This is a genomic window from Sulfuricurvum sp., from assembly GCF_028710345.1.
Classification (GTDB): domain Bacteria; phylum Campylobacterota; class Campylobacteria; order Campylobacterales; family Sulfurimonadaceae; genus Sulfuricurvum.
In genome coordinates this window covers 215,420-231,267 of the sequence record NZ_JAQTUH010000004.1, presented here as the reverse complement: position 1 = coordinate 231,267, position 15,848 = coordinate 215,420, and the positions used below count along the sequence as shown (strand labels likewise).

Here is a 15,848-nt window from a genome sequence, read left to right as displayed (position 1 = left end):
CTATAATTAGGGATTAAATTTAATGTGAATAGTTTGATTCACACATGTGAATAAGTTTTTGTAAGGATACTAATGGTTATTTTGGGAATTGATCCAGGGACACGTAACTGTGGTTACGCACTTCTTAAAATTGAGGGACAAAAAATAGTATTGATTGAAGCAGGACTCATTAAAATAAAGAGTGAGGGATTACAGCACCAAATTCCGCAAGTTGTTGAAGCGATAGAACAACTTTTTAAAGCACATACTATTCATGAAGTAGCAATGGAAGATATCTTTTATGCCCATAATCCAAAAACAGTATTAAAGCTCGCACAATTTCGGGGAGCCATTATGCTCAAACTTTTGCAAGAACACGGTGAATTTGCAGAATACACGGCATTGCAGGTAAAAAAAGCGTTAACGGGAAAAGCCAAAGCGGCAAAAGAGCAGGTGGCGTTTATGGTTAAACAAATTTTAGGGATAACGAAAGAGATAAAACCGCTCGATATAACCGATGCTATGGCGGTAGCTATAACGCATGCTCAACGTGTAAAATTAGAGTTAAATCAACAAAGTAGAAAAAGGTAAAAAAACGGTCAACACACCAGGGAGACCGTTTGATTAGAAGTGTATCGAAAGAGTCTTAGAGACTCTTAATATTTTTGAGTTGCATAATGAATTAATAAAAAATTGACTATTGTAAAAATCTCCCTTAAAATTATTTGAAATTCTCAAAAAATGTTAATTTTTTCACTAAATGTGTAATATTCACACTGTGAGTGAGATGTGAATAAAAGATAAAATTTATCTCATATATTGCAGACTATTTTTTTTAGATTCAGAAATTTTTTATATAAATATATCCTGAATCACAACATTATAAAAAAGGCTTTAAACCCCTATTCTATGGGCTTTCAAGGCAATTGTAAAAATAATTATTCACTTCAGTTTTGATTAAGTAGATGTTATAAAAAGTTATTCACATTTTTCATTTTAAATAGGGCTGTAATCATTCAGTAATCGCTGTGTAATAGAATCGAAATTAACTTATTTTAACATGCCATATCTTATGACTCTAAAGGTTATACCAAATGGTAAATGTTGAAATCTTGCTCAAAAAAGAGCATCCATCACTTTTTAAACTCCCCACTATTATTTCTAAATCTATTGTCGGATTATCACGTGTCGTTTTACATGAAAATTCGATTAACCATTTTATGCAACAACATGAGACAAAAAGTGGACTAAAATTTATTGATGCGGCACTGGAACATTTAAATGTTTCGTACAAAGTAATTCATCGAGAGATAGAAAATATTCCGGCTATCGGAAAAGTTATTATTGTTGCCAATCATCCATTAGGTGCATTAGATGCTTTAACATTGATACAAATGGTGTGCAGTGTACGACAAGATAAAAAAGTAAAAATAGTTGCCAATAAAATGCTCTCGGCTATTCCTCAACTCAAAGAGTTTTTAATTAGTGTTGATAATATGAATGACAAAGTTTCGAAACAAGCATTACGTCAAATTGATAATGCGCTCCAAGCAGAAGAGGTTGTTATCTTTTTTCCAAGCGGTGAAGTATCTCGTGCAGGATTTTTAGGATTGAAAGAGACAGCATGGAAAGGGGGATTTGTAAAATTTGCCAAAAGACACGGAACGCCAGTATTACCGATTTATATCAAAGGGCGGAACAGTTCACTCTTTTATGCTCTTTCGTGGCTCTATAAGCCTCTAGGGACACTTTTACTCTCTCATGAGATGTTTGCAGCGCGTAATCGCGTTTTTGAGTTTAAAGTAGGGGAATTAGTCTCTCCTAGAGCTTTGAACGATTCTGTGATGTCTGATAAACATCATGCGCGGATGTTTCGTAAACATCTGTTCCGTTTATCCAAAGGTAAAAAGGGGATTTATCCGACAGAGTCTTCTATTGTACATCCGGTATCCAGACAAGAAATTCGTCATGAACTCAAAGAAGCAGAACGTTTAGGGACAACGAGTGATAACAAACAAATCTTTTTAGTAGAGCATGATAAAGCGCCAAATCTTATTAATGAGATTGGTCGCTTGCGAGAATACTCATTTCGTAAAGTAGGTGAGGGTAGTGGTAAATCATGTGATGTGGATGGATATGACCGTTATTATCACCATTTAGTATTGTGGGATGATGATGAGCTTGAAGTAGTCGGTGCGTATCGTATCGGTGAGTGTGGATGGATATTATCATGGTTGGGTCGTGAGGGGTTATACCTCAACGAGCTGTGTGATATGAATTCTGATTTTGATAATGTACTCGAAGACGCGATTGAATTAGGGCGTAGTTTTGTTCAACCGAAATATTGGGGGAGTAGGGCGCTCGATTATTTATGGCAAGGGATAGGTGCTTATCTGAGTCATAATCCCCATATCAAATATATGATTGGTCCTGTAAGCATATCGGGCAATTTTCCTAAAAATGCTCAAAATGCATTGGTCTATTTTTATTCTCATTATTTTGGTAGTGAACACACTTTGGTAAAAGCGTACTCTCCATACAGATTATCAGAATTTGTTGAATCAGAATTCTCAACTTTTTTCAAAGGTGATGATTACACTGAAGATTTTAAACGTTTGAAAAACTACCTCAAAAGTTTTGATGTTAGTGTTCCAACTCTTTATAAACAATATACGGAGTTGTGTGAAGAAGGGGGTGTAGAGTTTATGGATTTTGGGATTGATGTTGATTTTAATAACTGTATTGATGGGTATATTGTGGTAGATATCCGAAAGATAAAAGAGGAAAAACGGAAACGTTATATGAATGATGTAGCATAGTTTTATATCTACTTTTCTTTTTAATAAGAAAAGTAGCAAAAGAAAATCGCCCTCACACCAGAACGCTGGCGGTACGCTTGTGCACTACTGCACGCGACCTTGCTCTTGGTGTGGTGTGAGGGCATATTTATTTAACATTTACCCATCGCTTCAAAACACTCTTGTACAAAATCCTTATTTGAAATGATGTTATATCTCTTATTTTCATACTCAAACTCAAGCGAATGTGCGTGAAGTAATAAACGTGTTGACCCTCCGATTCTCAATCGCTCCTCAGGTAATAACTCTTTTTGTATAAACCTTATAACCTCTTTTTCATCCGGTCCATAGACTGGATCACCGATGATTGGATGTTTCACGTGAAACAAATGAACCCGAATTTGATGGGTGCGACCTGTAAGCGGTGAAGCTTCTACAAGGGTCATATCGTGCTCAGGAAAGTATCGAAGCGGTTTGATAATAGTGTGTGAGGGTTTCCCTTTAGGATTCACTTTGACAACCATGCTGATCAAAAGATTGGGATGATCATGTCGAAACAGAGGCTCTTGAATATCAATAATATCTTTTACATGACCTCTTACCATAGCAAGGTAGCGTTTGGAAATGAGACGTTCAGAGAATAACTTTTTTAAAACAGTTTCACTTTTTTTATGTCGAGAAACTAAAACCAATCCACTCGTCTCTTGATCGATACGGTGGGTTGCGTTAGCGTCATCACCAAACTCATGTTTGATTTCATCATTCAGTGTATAGGGGGAGAGGCGGCTATGGGGATGTACACTCAAACCGCTGGGTTTGTCATAGACTACAAAGTCGTTAGTGACAAACATCGGTTTGAATCCACGCGATAACGGCTGAAAACAGATGAACTCACACTCACCTTCAATAAACCCGAATTGATCGTCCATAACGATTCCATTTTGAGATAATCTACCTCGGGCAATAAGACGTTGTCCTTCACTTCGTGATAGACCTAGCTCTTCCATTAAAAAGTTCAGTGCCATTTGACGAGTGGATGAGTAGAGTTTTTTAGTGATGAAGGGCATAGTTATTTTCTCTTCATTGCTTCAAAACAATGAGAAATAAAATCCTCTTTTGAGACAATATGAAAAGGGATTTCATTGTAAATGAACCTAAGTGATTGTGCGTGGAGTAAAAGACGCGAAGCACCAGTATTTGAAAAACGCTCTTCAGAGGATAGTTCTCGATCCAAAAAGCGGACGGCATTGTTTTCATCCTGACCATAAATAGGGTCACCGATAATCGGATGTTTCACGTGAAACAAATGAACCCGTATTTGATGTTGTCGCCCAGTATAAGGTGAAGCTTCGACAAGAGTGACATCCCTATCAGGGAAGTATTGCAACGGAGTAATAAAGGTACGAGAGGGTTTCCCCTCAGGATGAACACGTACCGTCATCCGCACGATAGAACTCTCATCTTCTCGACGTAATAATGGCTCTTGAATATCGAGGGGTTCACTCAAATTTCCCCTTACCATTGCAAGATATGATTTTGTAATATGACGATCTTCAAACATCATTTTCAAAGCTCGTTCGCTAATTTTATTGCGTGCGGCTAAAACCAAACCGCTTGTCTCTTGATCGATACGGTGGGTAATGTTTGCATCATGACCGAAACGGTGTTTAATCTCATCGTTAAGAGAGTAGGGGGTGTGACGATTTTGAGGATGAACCAAAAGACCACTGGGCTTATCATAAGCGACAAAATCTTCTTCTACAAAAGTGGGTTCTAACCCTAATGTCATCGGTTCAAAACAGATGAAATCAAAAGAGCCCTCGATGAAGCCTGCATTGTTTGCCATCACTTCTCCGTTTTGAGACAAACGACCTTTAGCGATTAAACGTTGCGCTTCGCTTTGGGTAATCCCTAACTCTTGCATCAAAAATCGGAATGCTTTTTGACGAGTAGGGGCATGGAGCTTTTTAGTGATAAATGGCAATTTAATTCCTTTTTAGGGAGGGTAGGATAGACTATAAACAACAATAATAGAATGTGCAATTTTAGCATAGTAAGGAAGCAGATATGGTAGATCGTTACGCCAGAGAAGAGATGAAATCCAAATGGAGTATCCAAGCAAAATATCAAGCATGGTTGGATGTTGAAAAAGCGGTTGTCGTTGCGTGGAATAAATTGGGTCTTATCCCCGATGAAGATGCAGAGAAGATTGTTAAGAATGCAGGATTTTCTGTTGAGCGAATCGATGAGATCGAAGCGATCACTCGTCATGATTTGATAGCATTCACTACATCGGTTTCTGAAACCCTCGGAGAAGAGAGTCGCTGGTTTCATTATGGGATGACTAGTTCAGATACGGTTGATACTGCTGTCGCTTTGCAAATGCGTGATTCGTTGGCATTGATTATCGAAGACGTAAAAATGGTGATGGCTTCAATCAAGGCGAGAGCGGAAGAGCATAAGATGACATTGCTCGTCGGACGTAGTCATGGTATTCATGGTGAGCCGATTACGTTTGGTTTGGTGTTGGCAGTTTGGTACGATGAGATGGCTCGTCATTTGACAAACTTGGAACAAACGATGGAAGTGATCTGCGTCGGTCAAGTCTCAGGGGCGATGGGTAACTTTGCTCACGCACCGTTAGAACTCGAAGAGTATGCGTGTGAAGCATTAGGTCTCAAACCTGCCCCTGCGTCTAACCAAGTTATTCAACGTGACCGTTATGCGCGTCTCGCTTCGGCATTAGCATTGTTAGCAAGTTCAATCGAGAAATTTGCGGTACAAGTACGCCATTGGCAACGTACCGAAGTGTATGAGTGTGAAGAGTTTTTCGCAAAAGGGCAAAAAGGCTCATCAGCAATGCCTCACAAACGTAATCCAATCTTGACCGAAAATATCACAGGGTTAGCCCGTATGGTTCGTGCTTATGTTATCCCAGCGATGGAAAACGTGGCGTTATGGCATGAGCGCGATATTTCTCACAGCTCTACTGAGCGTTTTTGGTTGCCGGACAGTTTTGTCACATCTGATTTTATGCTTCACCGTTTTAACAGTGTTATCGCTAACCTCGTCGTTTATCCTGAGAACATGATGCGTAATCTCAACCTCACAGGTGGTTTGGTTTTCTCACAACGTGTTTTACTCGAATTACCTCTCAAAGGGGTGAGCCGTGAAGATGCGTACCGTATCGTTCAACGCAACGCGATGAAAGTATGGGAAGGGTTGCAACAAGGTAACAGTGCGACAAATGAAAAAGGGGAGAGTTTGTATCTCCAATATTTATTGGCGGATGACGAACTTCGTAACTCTTTGAGTGAAGAGGCAATTCGTGAATGTTTCAACTTTGATTACTACACCAAAAATGTTGATAAGATTTTTGCGAGAGTTTTTAAATAAGTAAATATAAAATTGGCTCACTATTTGCTTTGGTAAAGTGAGCGAAAATGAGTTATAAATTTCTAAAATTTTGAGTGTATAATACATCTCTCACTATTCCTAAGGACAACCAAGTGCTAACCATTATCAAACGTAACGGCCGTCGTGAGCCACTCGATATCTCTAAAATCCAAAAGTATACTTTTGCCGCAGTTGATGGACTGATAAACGTTTCTCAAAGCGAATTGGAAGTGGATGCACAAATCCAGTTTCGTGATGGGATTACCAGTAATGAGATTCAACACACGTTGATTAAAACAGCGGTCGATAAGATCGATATCGACTCTCCAAACTGGACGTTTGTTGCTTCACGTCTCTTTTTGTACGATTTGTATCACCGTGTAAACGGATTTACCGGTTATGGTAGCCTCAAAAGTTACTTTGAGCGTGGTGAAGCAGAGGGGAGAATCCTCCTCGGGTTAAAAGAGAAATATGATCTTGGTGTATTGGAAAAACATATTGTCCCTGATCGCGATTTGGAATTCAACTATCTTGGAGTTAAAACACTTTATGATCGCTATTTGATTAAAGATCGCAACGGTGATCCGATAGAGCTTCCACAGCATATGTTTATGGCGATAGCGATGTTCTTGGCACAAAATGAGAAAGATCGTGAAGGGTGGGCTATTAAGTTTTACAACATGATTTCTAAATTTGAAGTGATGCTTGCAACTCCGACGCTCTCAAATGCCCGTACCACACGTCATCAGCTTAGTTCGTGTTATATTGGTTCATCTCCTGATAATATCGAAGGTATTTTCGATGGTTACAAAGAGATGGCATTGCTCTCTAAATTCGGTGGCGGTATCGGATGGGATTGGACCCGCGTTCGTGCGATGGGATCCTTCATCGATGGGCATAAAAATGCGGCGGGGGGAACGGTACCGTTCTTGAAAATCACCAACGACATCGCGATTGCCGTCGATCAGCTAGGTACTCGTAAAGGGGCGATAGCGGTCTATTTAGAGCCGTGGCACATGGACGTTAAAGATTTCCTCGATATTAAGAAAAACTCCGGCGAAGAGCGCCGACGTGCTCACGATTTGTTCCCTGCTTTGTGGATCAACGATATCTTTATGAAGCGTGTAGTGGAAGATGGTATCTGGACGATGTTCGATCCATTTGATGTGAAAGATCTCACGGAGCTTCACGGTGCAGAGTTTGAGAAACGTTATCTTGAGTTAGAACAAGATGCCAGCATTATCAAAGAGCACACCAAAGCGAAAGATTTGTGGAAAAAAATCCTCACCAGTTATTTCGAATCGGGAAGCCCGTTCTTGTGTTTCAAAGACAGCGCTAACCGTGCTAACCCGAATGACCATTTCGGTATTATCCGTAGCTCAAATTTGTGTACCGAGATTTTCCAAAATACCCAACCGAATCATTATCTGATTAAAATCAAATTTGAAGATGGGACGTTTGTCACTTTCGAAGAAGATGAACTTGTTATCGTCGATAGCGGAATCGAAAAACCGGCGAACAAAGTGACCGCACTTGACTCATTGGGGGGGATTCCAGTCTATATAGTGGAAAAAGAGAAAGTAGACGGTGCGACGGCAGTATGTAATCTCGCCTCCGTAAACCTCTCACGTATCAACACCAAAGAAGATATCGATCGTATCGTCCCTGTAGCGATACGCGCCCTCGATAACGTTATCGATTTGAACTTTTATCCACTCGAAAAAGTAAAACGGACGAATATGCGTAGTCGTGCTATCGGTTTGGGTGTTATGGGTGAAGCTCAAATGCTTGCGGAAAACAAAATTTTGTGGGGAAGCCAAGCGCATTTCGACAAAGTGGACGAAGTGATGGAATCGGTGAGTTATAACGCGATTAAAGCATCCAGTGATATCGCCCTCGAAAAAGGCTCTTACGCAGAGTTCGAAGGCTCTAAATGGAGTCGCGGAGTCCTACCGATGGATCATGCAACGGCAGAGGTACAAAACCTCGTGGATCGCGGCGGATTGTTTGCGTCAAGTTACGATTGGAATGAGCTACGTGAAACCATCAAAAAACAAGGGATGCGTAATGGTTATCTGATGGCGATAGCACCGACATCTTCGATCTCTATCCTCACAGGGACGACCCAAACTATCGAACCTGTTTTCAAACGCAAATGGTTTGAAGAGAATCTCTCAGGGCTTATTCCGGTCGTTGCACCAAAACTCAGCCCTGATACGTGGGGATATTACACCCCTGCATATGATCTCGATCAAACGATCTTAATCAAAGCGGCGGCGATTCGTCAAAAATGGATCGATCAAGGGCAAAGTCTCAATATCTTTATCACTCTCGATAAAGCGAGCGGTAAGTACCTCAATGAGATTTATATGCTTGCGTGGAAATTGGGTCTCAAATCGACCTATTATCTCCGATCTCAATCTCCCGAAGCCAAAGAAGATACGGCAGATCGCTCTGTGGAGTGTGAAGGGTGCCAATAAAGCCTCTAACCGCTCAAACGTTAAGCGCGTTGTTATCACGCATCGATAACGCCCGTTATGGTGAAGTGCGCTCTGTATCTGCACTATCCTCTAGCTCTATCGAAGTTCAGCTTAGTGCTCAAGATATTGCACGGGGATACGATTGGATTGATGTGGCGTTTCGTATCGACGGCGTGCGTGATGCGAAGCTAGTGAGTGATAACGTGTTAGAGATGCTCGATATGCGTGAGGGGATCAGTGTTAGTATTGACAACGAAGGGTGTGCCCTTGCCATCGGTGGTTATAGCGGACGAGAAGGTGAAGCCCCATTTTATATTTTGGGTACGTCGCTCGGATACGAAGAATTACCGTTTAGCGGGTAGGTGTCATTGCGGACTCGATCCGCAATCTAAGAGATCCTGAATCAAGTTCAGGATGACGAAATAGTGTCACCACAAACAGAACTCAGTAATCTATCCACACAACTCTCAATCATCGCATAAACGTGCTCAAACCCCTCAAATCCATCAAAAAAGAATGGATCGGGGACATCCGCCCCCTCGAACCCGTAATCGCCTAATTTAACCAAATTCTGACACCCTAACGCTTTAAGATCACGGTAATTACTCTGATCCAATGCGACGATGAGATCAAAGGCGCTAAAATCGGCTTTTTTCACCTGACGGGCACGAAGGTTTGAAATATCGACAGCGTGGTTTTGTGCTACCTTTACGGAGTGTTTACACGGTGCTTCACCGACGTGCCAGCTCCCAGTCCCCGCTGAGTCAACGATAATATCGTGATTTAGCTCTTCTAGGCGTTTGCGTGCTACCCCCTCGGCGATGGGTGAACGACAGATATTACCGAGACAGACGAAGAGGATGGAGTTCACGCAAGTTTCTCCAACAAACAGATAAAAAATCCATCAATCGTATCGGTCGGTAAAATGCGGACACCGTTTTGTATCCGTTCATCGTAAATCTCTTTTCCCCAGCGGCTCAGAGGCTTTTGGATGTTATCGAAGGGTAATGTGAGGGGTATGGTCTTTAAATGCGCTCCATGGCGCTCTAAAAGGTGCTGGAGGGGGCTTTCGTTCTCTTCTGGGGAGAATGAGCAAGTGCTGTAGAGTAATTTGCCTCCCGGTTTGAGGGCATCGAAGGCGGAGAGGAGCAAACGACGTTGGAGTTTGGAGGTATCTTTGACCTTATGGACGCTCCAATAGCTCATCGATTTGGGTTCATGGGTTTTAAAGCGTGCTTCGGAGGAGCATGGGGCATCGAGTAAGATGCGATCAAACATCAGAGGGCATTTTTTCCCCACACTGCGTCCATCGGTCATGTAGGTGTGGGCGTTGGTGACCCCTTGGTGTTTGAGGTTGTCACAGAGGCGAAAAAAACGCTCTCGCTGAAGTTCTACGGCAGAGAGCCATCCGGTGTTCTCCATCATCCCCGCGAGAATAAGGGTTTTCCCTCCCGGTGCGGCGGCGAGGTCGAGAACGGTCTCTTCAGGCTCGGGGGCGAGTAAGAGCGGGGCGACCATCGAGGAGAGGTTTTGGATATAGAGACGCCCTTCGTAGAAGGCGGGTGTTTGGGTGAGGCGGAGTTTGTCCTCAGGGGAGATACGATAGACCCCTGATAAGAGTTCCCACTCTATTTTTTCATAGGTGATATGGGCATCATGCAGTTCGGCTTCGAGTTCTTCAGGGGTTGTTTTGAGGGGATTGGTCCGAAAGGTGACTTGTTTGGGGGCATCAAAGGTGCGGAGAATAGCATCAAAATGTTCACGTGGAACAATCTTTTCTAAACGCTCTACAAATGCTTCGGGGAGGCTCAACGGACAACTCCATCGAGGATGGGGACGAAATCACACACCTCAAGAGCATCTTCGTGAATTTTCCCCCCTTGTTTGGTAAAGCGGGTGATTACTTGCTCCCGTCCTCTCTCCATAGGGGCGATGAGGATTCCCCCTTCGCGTAATTGGTTGAAGAGTTTTTGAGGGATTGTCCGTGCGGATGCAGAGAAAAGGATCCGATCAAACGGCGCGTATTGCTCCCAACCGTTTTGACCATCATCGGTGCGGGTGTGGATGTTGCCGAGACGGAGGTGACGAAACCGCTCTTTTGCCTCGATCAGCAACGATTCGATTCGCTCTATCGTAAAGACACGACGGAAAATTTGAGAGAGGACGGCGGCTTGATACCCGCTCCCGCATCCGATTTCCAATACACTATCACACCCCTCAGGGCTAAGGTATTGGGTCATTTTAGCGACCGTGAGAGGGGAAGAGATGTATTGTTGTGCACCGATAGGGAGGGCATCGAGACGGTAAGCGTTGTGGCGCATGGCGAGGGGGACAAACTCTTCGCGATTGGTATGGATAATCGCCTCTTTGATGGTAGGGCGAAGGGGATATTTTTTGGAAATTTCTTCCGCCATACGGGAGGTTTTGATGATGGTTACTTTGTCGATCATTGACCGATCCCTGTGTTGAGATATCGTCGCATCGATTGGAGAGTGCGCTCTTCGTAGTGGGAGGTGAGAGACTCCATACCATTGTTGCGTACTTCATGCCCGAAGGGGTTGATAATACCGCTCATGGCACTCGTATCTTCGTTGGCGGCATCGCTTGCGATGACATAGCATTGATTTAAGACGGCGAGGGCATTGGTGAGGGTGACAAAGTGTTCACCCCGAATTTTTCCCCATTGGGCAGGGATAGCGATGATATCGCACCCCTCTAATTGTTGCCAAAGCTCTTTAAAGCGAAGTTCAAAGCATAGGAGGATTCCGATACGCAAGCCGTTGTAGAGAAAAGGGGAAATATTTGAGCTCTCACCTGCGCTAAAGTGTTCGTGTTCTGCACCGAGGGTGAAGAGCTTGGCTTTGGATTGGGCGTGTACGACGCGTGAATCGGTGAGGGCATAGGCAATGTTGTAAAAATCGTCTCCGAGTTTGGTAATCGCACTAAAGATGAGGAGTCGATTGCCGAGAAAGCCCAAAAGTTTATCAAGGGCGTAAGGGGTAAACGCCGCCGCCTCTTCAAAACGATCATAACAAAAACCGCTCAAACACACTTCAGGGGCGACAATGATGGCATCCTCGGGGGATTGGACGATGTGGAGGATGAGGCGGGTAAGATTGTTTTCGAAATTTTCCTCAGTAGAGAGGCATAGCGAGACGAGAGGTTTAGAAGTCATCAAAACTCAGACTTCCTTTGGAGTAGTTGGTGACGGTGCCTTCGAAGAAGTTGGTTTTTTGATCGTTGAATTTAGAGAAATCATCGACCCATTTGATCGGATTGGCGACATTATAGATCTTTTTAAGCCCAACGGCATGGAGACGCTCATCAGCGAGGTATTGGATGTATTGGGAGACGATTTCGTTGGTTAACCCAAGAATTTGCCCTTGGGTAATGTATTGACCCCATGCAGTTTCGAGTTCGACTGCTTTACGGAACATATCGTAAACCTCTTCAATCAGCTTTTCACTGAAGAGATCGGGGCGTTCACGACGAAGGGTGTTGATGATGTTTTGGAATAATACGAGGTGGGTAACTTCATCGCGTTGAATAAAACGGATCATTTGTGCAGAGCCTAGCATTTTGCCTGAACGTGCCAAGGTATAGATATAGGTAAATCCGCTGTAAAAATAGATCCCCTCTAAGATTTGGTTGGCGAAACAGGCTTTGACAAACGCGCTTTCGCTCGGATCATCGGCGAGCTCTTCATAGCGGGCGGCGATAGAGTCGTTTTTGGTTTTGAGCATCATGTCACGACGCCATAAATCGTAAATCTCTTCAGAATTTTGGCTGATCGAATCGACCATAACCGCGTAGCTTTGAGAATGGAGTGCCTCTTCAAAACTTTGGCGTACCAAAATGAGGTTAATTTCCGGTGCAGTGACATAGGGATTGACATTATCGATGAGGTTATTGGTTTGCAATGAATCCATGAAAATGAGCTGAGAGAGGGCTTTGTCGTACGCTGTTTTTTCCATCTCAGTGAGGTATTTGTAGTCTACTGCATCGCGGGTCATATCGACCTCTTTGGGGAACCATGTGTTGTTAAGCATCATCTCCCACAGGTTGTATGCCCATTGGTATTTGATATTATTAAGTTCAAAGATACCGGTTGGATTTCCGCCGAAAATACGCCGATCATTCACGTGTTCAGTAGAAGATGGATTATAGATTTTCTTGCGGTTCATGTGGCAATCCAGTGTTCAAGATGTAAGTTGCTTATTATGCCTTTGCATGCCTCAAAGTTCTCTTAGGTTTAGGGTAAGAAGATAATAATTAGTTTTTCTCTTTTTTCATCTGTGCTACAATCCCAGATAACAAAGAGATGGGAGCTATTATGGGTAAATTATTAGGATTGAAAATTGCGGGAGGGCTTTTTTTAGCATATATTGTAGCCGGTTTTTTGGGTGTCCCTTATGTTATAACTCACATTGTTCCCAAAAAAGTTTCTGAGGCAACTCAAGGGGGACGGTTGCATATCGAATCGGCAGCGTTTAATCCTTTTCTTTTTGAGCTCGATCTTCATAATCTCTCTTTTAAAACACCTGCGAATGGAGATTTTGTTGCCTTCAACCAATTTTCTATTAATTTAGATCCACTTGATTATCTTTGGAAGCAGACATTGGTAGTGGAAGATATCCATGTTGAAGGACCCCGAGTATCGGTTGCAAAAGATCATGCGGGACAAATGAATTTCGGTTGGCTTATTAAAGAGGATAACACGACCAAAGAAGAATCAAAACCGCTCTCGCTATTGGTGAAAAATTTTACACTCAAAGGAGGGGTGGTCAAATACAGTGACATTAGTAAGGGGAAAAATTATCATGAAAGTATTGATAATTTTGGGTTTCATCTCGAAAATATCGATTTGCGAGACATGTCGGTATCGCATGGTGCAACACGTCTGTATGCGACGATTAATGATGGCGGATTTATCGATTTAAAAGGGAAAATGGATTCACTAAAACCTTTTGCAATGCACGGGAATGTAGTGTTTGCTTCGGGAAAACTATCTACTCCATGGCGTTATGTTAAAGATAAAATGCCTATTGAGGTGGTGGATGGGACAATGAATCTTTCTTTTGATTATTCACTGAACACTAACGATCTTAACGGGACAAAGCTCTCCAATGTAAGTGCCGGAGTAAAAAAACTTCGAATTCTCTCAAAAGAGAAAGAAGAGAAACTTTTTTCACTGGATTCATTAGCCGTTTCGGGGGCAAATGTATGGCCGCTTAGAAAGTATTTAGAGGCGCAGGATGTTCGCTTAGAGGGGATTGATTTAAGTGCTTTACGAGCAAAAGATGGATCAATCAATTGGGTGCGCTATGCGGATGAGATCAAAAAAGCATTTCCAGATGATGAAAACGATACCGATAAAACTCCGTGGAGTTATCTCCTGAGTTCTCTCTCTTTGGAGAGAGGAGCGGTTCGTTTTGTGGATGAAGTTCCCTCGCATAGTGTGACGGTAAATCTCGATGCTCTTAATCTCTCGATTTTAAATTTTACCTCCAATCCTCACGATAAAAATAATTTTTCCCTCTCAACCCGTATCAACGAGAAGAGTTCGCTTACCCTGCAAGGGGATATCATCAGAGAAGCGCTAATCTCCACAGGCCACTTTACTCTTAGCGGACTCGATGTAAGTGCATTTGATTCTTATATAGAGCCAAGTACGTATGCAACAATTAAACGCGGAGTGTTTGGGATATCCGGTGAGTATAGCTATAACAAAGATAAAACCACCGTTAGAGGAAAGCTTGATCTAACTGATTGGGTCATCAACGATTCGAGAGATCAAAGTGTTTTGGCGGGGTGGCAAAATATCGGAGTAACACCGTTTGTTTATGCATACCCTGATAATCGTCTCAAAATAAATCAGCTCGATGTCAATGGATTGTATGCAAATGCTCTGATTGATGCAAATAAAACACTCAATTTCTCAACCCTCTCTAAAATATCAAAAGAGTCAAACACACCAAAGCAACAAACCAAAAACCCATTTGGGGTTGATATTATCAAATTTGTTGTCAATAATGGGAGTGCAACCTTTAGTGACCTCTCCTTGCCGTTGTTATTTAAAACCTATATTCATTATCTTAATGGGGAGATTTTAGGGATTTCAACCACCAAAGATGTTGTCACCTATGTGAAACTAAGCGGTGGGGTAGATCAATATGGGATGGCCCATGTGAGTGGAAAGCTTAACACAAAAGCCCCTAAAGATTTTACCGATATCATCGTGAATTTTGATAATTTGGATATCAAGCAATACACTCCGTATTCGCTCGAATTTTTAGGCTATAAGATTGTAGGCGGGAAGCTTTACCTCAACCTAGGGTATGTTATTAACAAAGGGAAGCTAAACGGTAAAAATAAAGTGTTGATTAAGCAGATTGAACTGGGTGAAGAGAAGGCTGGTGGTTCACCGTGGCCATTAGGTCTCGTGGTTGCATTGCTTGAAGATTCCGAGGGGGTGATTGATATTGATTTGCCGATTGAGGGGGATGTGAATAGCCCTGATTTTAAATACGGCAAAGTGGTATGGCAAGTGATCGGGAATCTTTTTACCAAAGCAGTTACTTCACCGTTTAAGCTTATGGGATCATTGATGGGGCTTGATAGCGAAGATGATAGCCTCTCAAGTGTCAATTTTGAGGCCGGTGAAGCGATATTGTTACCTCCTGAGCGCGAAAAATTAGATAAATTGACAGCACTTATGCAAAAACGTCCGAAATTACTCCTCAAAATTCATGGAGGCTGGGAGAGTATGGAAGATGATAGAGCATTGCGTATCCAAAAGCTGATTGCATCGGTTATGGGTAATAAAGGGGCAAGAACCTCACGTGAAGCTATGAGTATGGAGTATCTTGAAGCAACGGCAGAAAAAACTCTTGATCCTTCTGAGCTTAAGGCGTTGCGTATGGCAATGAAAACGCAATACACTGAAGAGGGGGCTTATGTGAAACACTATAGTGCGGCGTTGCTCGAAAAATTGATCGTACATCAGGTTATTGCTCCTCCGGAACTTGATGCCCTCGCAACCGCACGTGCACAAACGGTTGTCAATTATTTGATGCAAAATCCTGCATTAAGCGGACGTGCTAGTGTGGTTAGCAATGAAAAATCCGCAGCCGATGCAAATAAACTGATCGCTTCGAGATTGGAGTTAACGGTACAATAAAAGAGGGCTGTTAAC

General features: G+C 42.5%; 13 protein-coding genes. 6 read left to right on the top strand and 7 right to left on the bottom strand.

What is annotated here, in order from left to right:
• Positions 1-72 precede the first annotated feature (72 nt).
• Positions 73-570 (top strand): crossover junction endodeoxyribonuclease RuvC, encoded by a 498-nt coding sequence (gene ruvC / locus PHC76_RS07405; RefSeq protein ID WP_299970187.1) that lies wholly within the window; start codon positions 73-75, stop codon positions 568-570.
• Positions 571-1,073: 503 nt separating this feature from the next.
• The gene (locus PHC76_RS07400) at positions 1,074-2,798 is read left to right on the top strand and encodes a lysophospholipid acyltransferase family protein (protein ID WP_299970184.1); all 1,725 of its coding nucleotides are present in this window, start codon (positions 1,074-1,076) and stop codon (positions 2,796-2,798) included.
• A gap of 131 nt (positions 2,799-2,929) precedes the next feature.
• Here the strand turns inward: PHC76_RS07400 and PHC76_RS07395 are convergent, their stop codons facing one another.
• Positions 2,930-3,844, bottom strand: a complete 915-nt coding sequence (locus PHC76_RS07395; protein ID WP_299970181.1) for an RluA family pseudouridine synthase — start codon at positions 3,842-3,844, stop codon at positions 2,930-2,932.
• Between the two features lie 2 nt (positions 3,845-3,846).
• Entirely contained in the window at positions 3,847-4,761 is a 915-nt protein-coding gene (locus tag PHC76_RS07390; protein ID WP_299970178.1) for an RluA family pseudouridine synthase, read from the bottom strand.
• Between the two features lie 83 nt (positions 4,762-4,844).
• Between PHC76_RS07390 and purB the strand changes: the two genes are divergently transcribed.
• The 3 genes from purB to PHC76_RS07375 all read left to right on the top strand — a co-directional run bounded on the left by purB (position 4,845) and on the right by PHC76_RS07375 (position 9,015).
• The gene (gene purB, locus PHC76_RS07385) at positions 4,845-6,173 is read left to right on the top strand and encodes an adenylosuccinate lyase (protein ID WP_299970175.1); all 1,329 of its coding nucleotides are present in this window, start codon (positions 4,845-4,847) and stop codon (positions 6,171-6,173) included.
• A 113-nt stretch (positions 6,174-6,286) separates the two neighbouring features.
• Entirely contained in the window at positions 6,287-8,653 is a 2,367-nt protein-coding gene (locus PHC76_RS07380; RefSeq protein WP_299970171.1) for a ribonucleoside-diphosphate reductase subunit alpha, read from the top strand.
• Positions 8,644-9,015, top strand: a complete 372-nt coding sequence (locus PHC76_RS07375) for a hypothetical protein (protein WP_299970168.1) — start codon at positions 8,644-8,646, stop codon at positions 9,013-9,015. The genes PHC76_RS07380 and PHC76_RS07375 overlap by 10 nt, the downstream gene beginning before the upstream one ends.
• Positions 9,016-9,062: 47 nt before the next feature.
• Here PHC76_RS07375 and PHC76_RS07370 read toward each other — a convergent pair whose 3' ends face one another.
• The 5 genes from PHC76_RS07370 to PHC76_RS07350 are packed head-to-tail and all read right to left on the bottom strand — an operon-like array spanning position 9,063 to position 12,837.
• Positions 9,063-9,524 (bottom strand): low molecular weight protein-tyrosine-phosphatase, encoded by a 462-nt coding sequence (locus PHC76_RS07370; RefSeq protein WP_299970165.1) that lies wholly within the window; start codon positions 9,522-9,524, stop codon positions 9,063-9,065.
• Positions 9,521-10,465, bottom strand: coding sequence for an RsmB/NOP family class I SAM-dependent RNA methyltransferase (locus PHC76_RS07365; RefSeq protein WP_299970162.1), 945 nt, complete (start codon positions 10,463-10,465; stop codon positions 9,521-9,523). Before PHC76_RS07365 ends, PHC76_RS07370 begins: the two co-directional genes overlap by 4 nt.
• Positions 10,462-11,103: a protein-L-isoaspartate(D-aspartate) O-methyltransferase gene (locus PHC76_RS07360; protein ID WP_299970159.1), complete on the bottom strand. Its 642-nt coding sequence runs from the start codon at positions 11,101-11,103 to the stop codon at positions 10,462-10,464. Before PHC76_RS07360 ends, PHC76_RS07365 begins: the two co-directional genes overlap by 4 nt.
• A complete protein-coding gene (locus tag PHC76_RS07355) occupies positions 11,100-11,828 on the bottom strand; it encodes a carbon-nitrogen hydrolase family protein (RefSeq protein ID WP_299970157.1) in 729 nt (242 codons plus the stop codon). Before PHC76_RS07355 ends, PHC76_RS07360 begins: the two co-directional genes overlap by 4 nt.
• A complete protein-coding gene (locus PHC76_RS07350; protein WP_299970154.1) occupies positions 11,818-12,837 on the bottom strand; it encodes a ribonucleotide-diphosphate reductase subunit beta in 1,020 nt (339 codons plus the stop codon). Before PHC76_RS07350 ends, PHC76_RS07355 begins: the two co-directional genes overlap by 11 nt.
• 149 nt (positions 12,838-12,986) lie before the next feature.
• Between PHC76_RS07350 and PHC76_RS07345 the strand changes: the two genes are divergently transcribed.
• Entirely contained in the window at positions 12,987-15,833 is a 2,847-nt protein-coding gene (locus PHC76_RS07345) for a DUF748 domain-containing protein (RefSeq protein WP_299970151.1), read from the top strand.
• Positions 15,834-15,848: the final 15 nt, after the last annotated feature.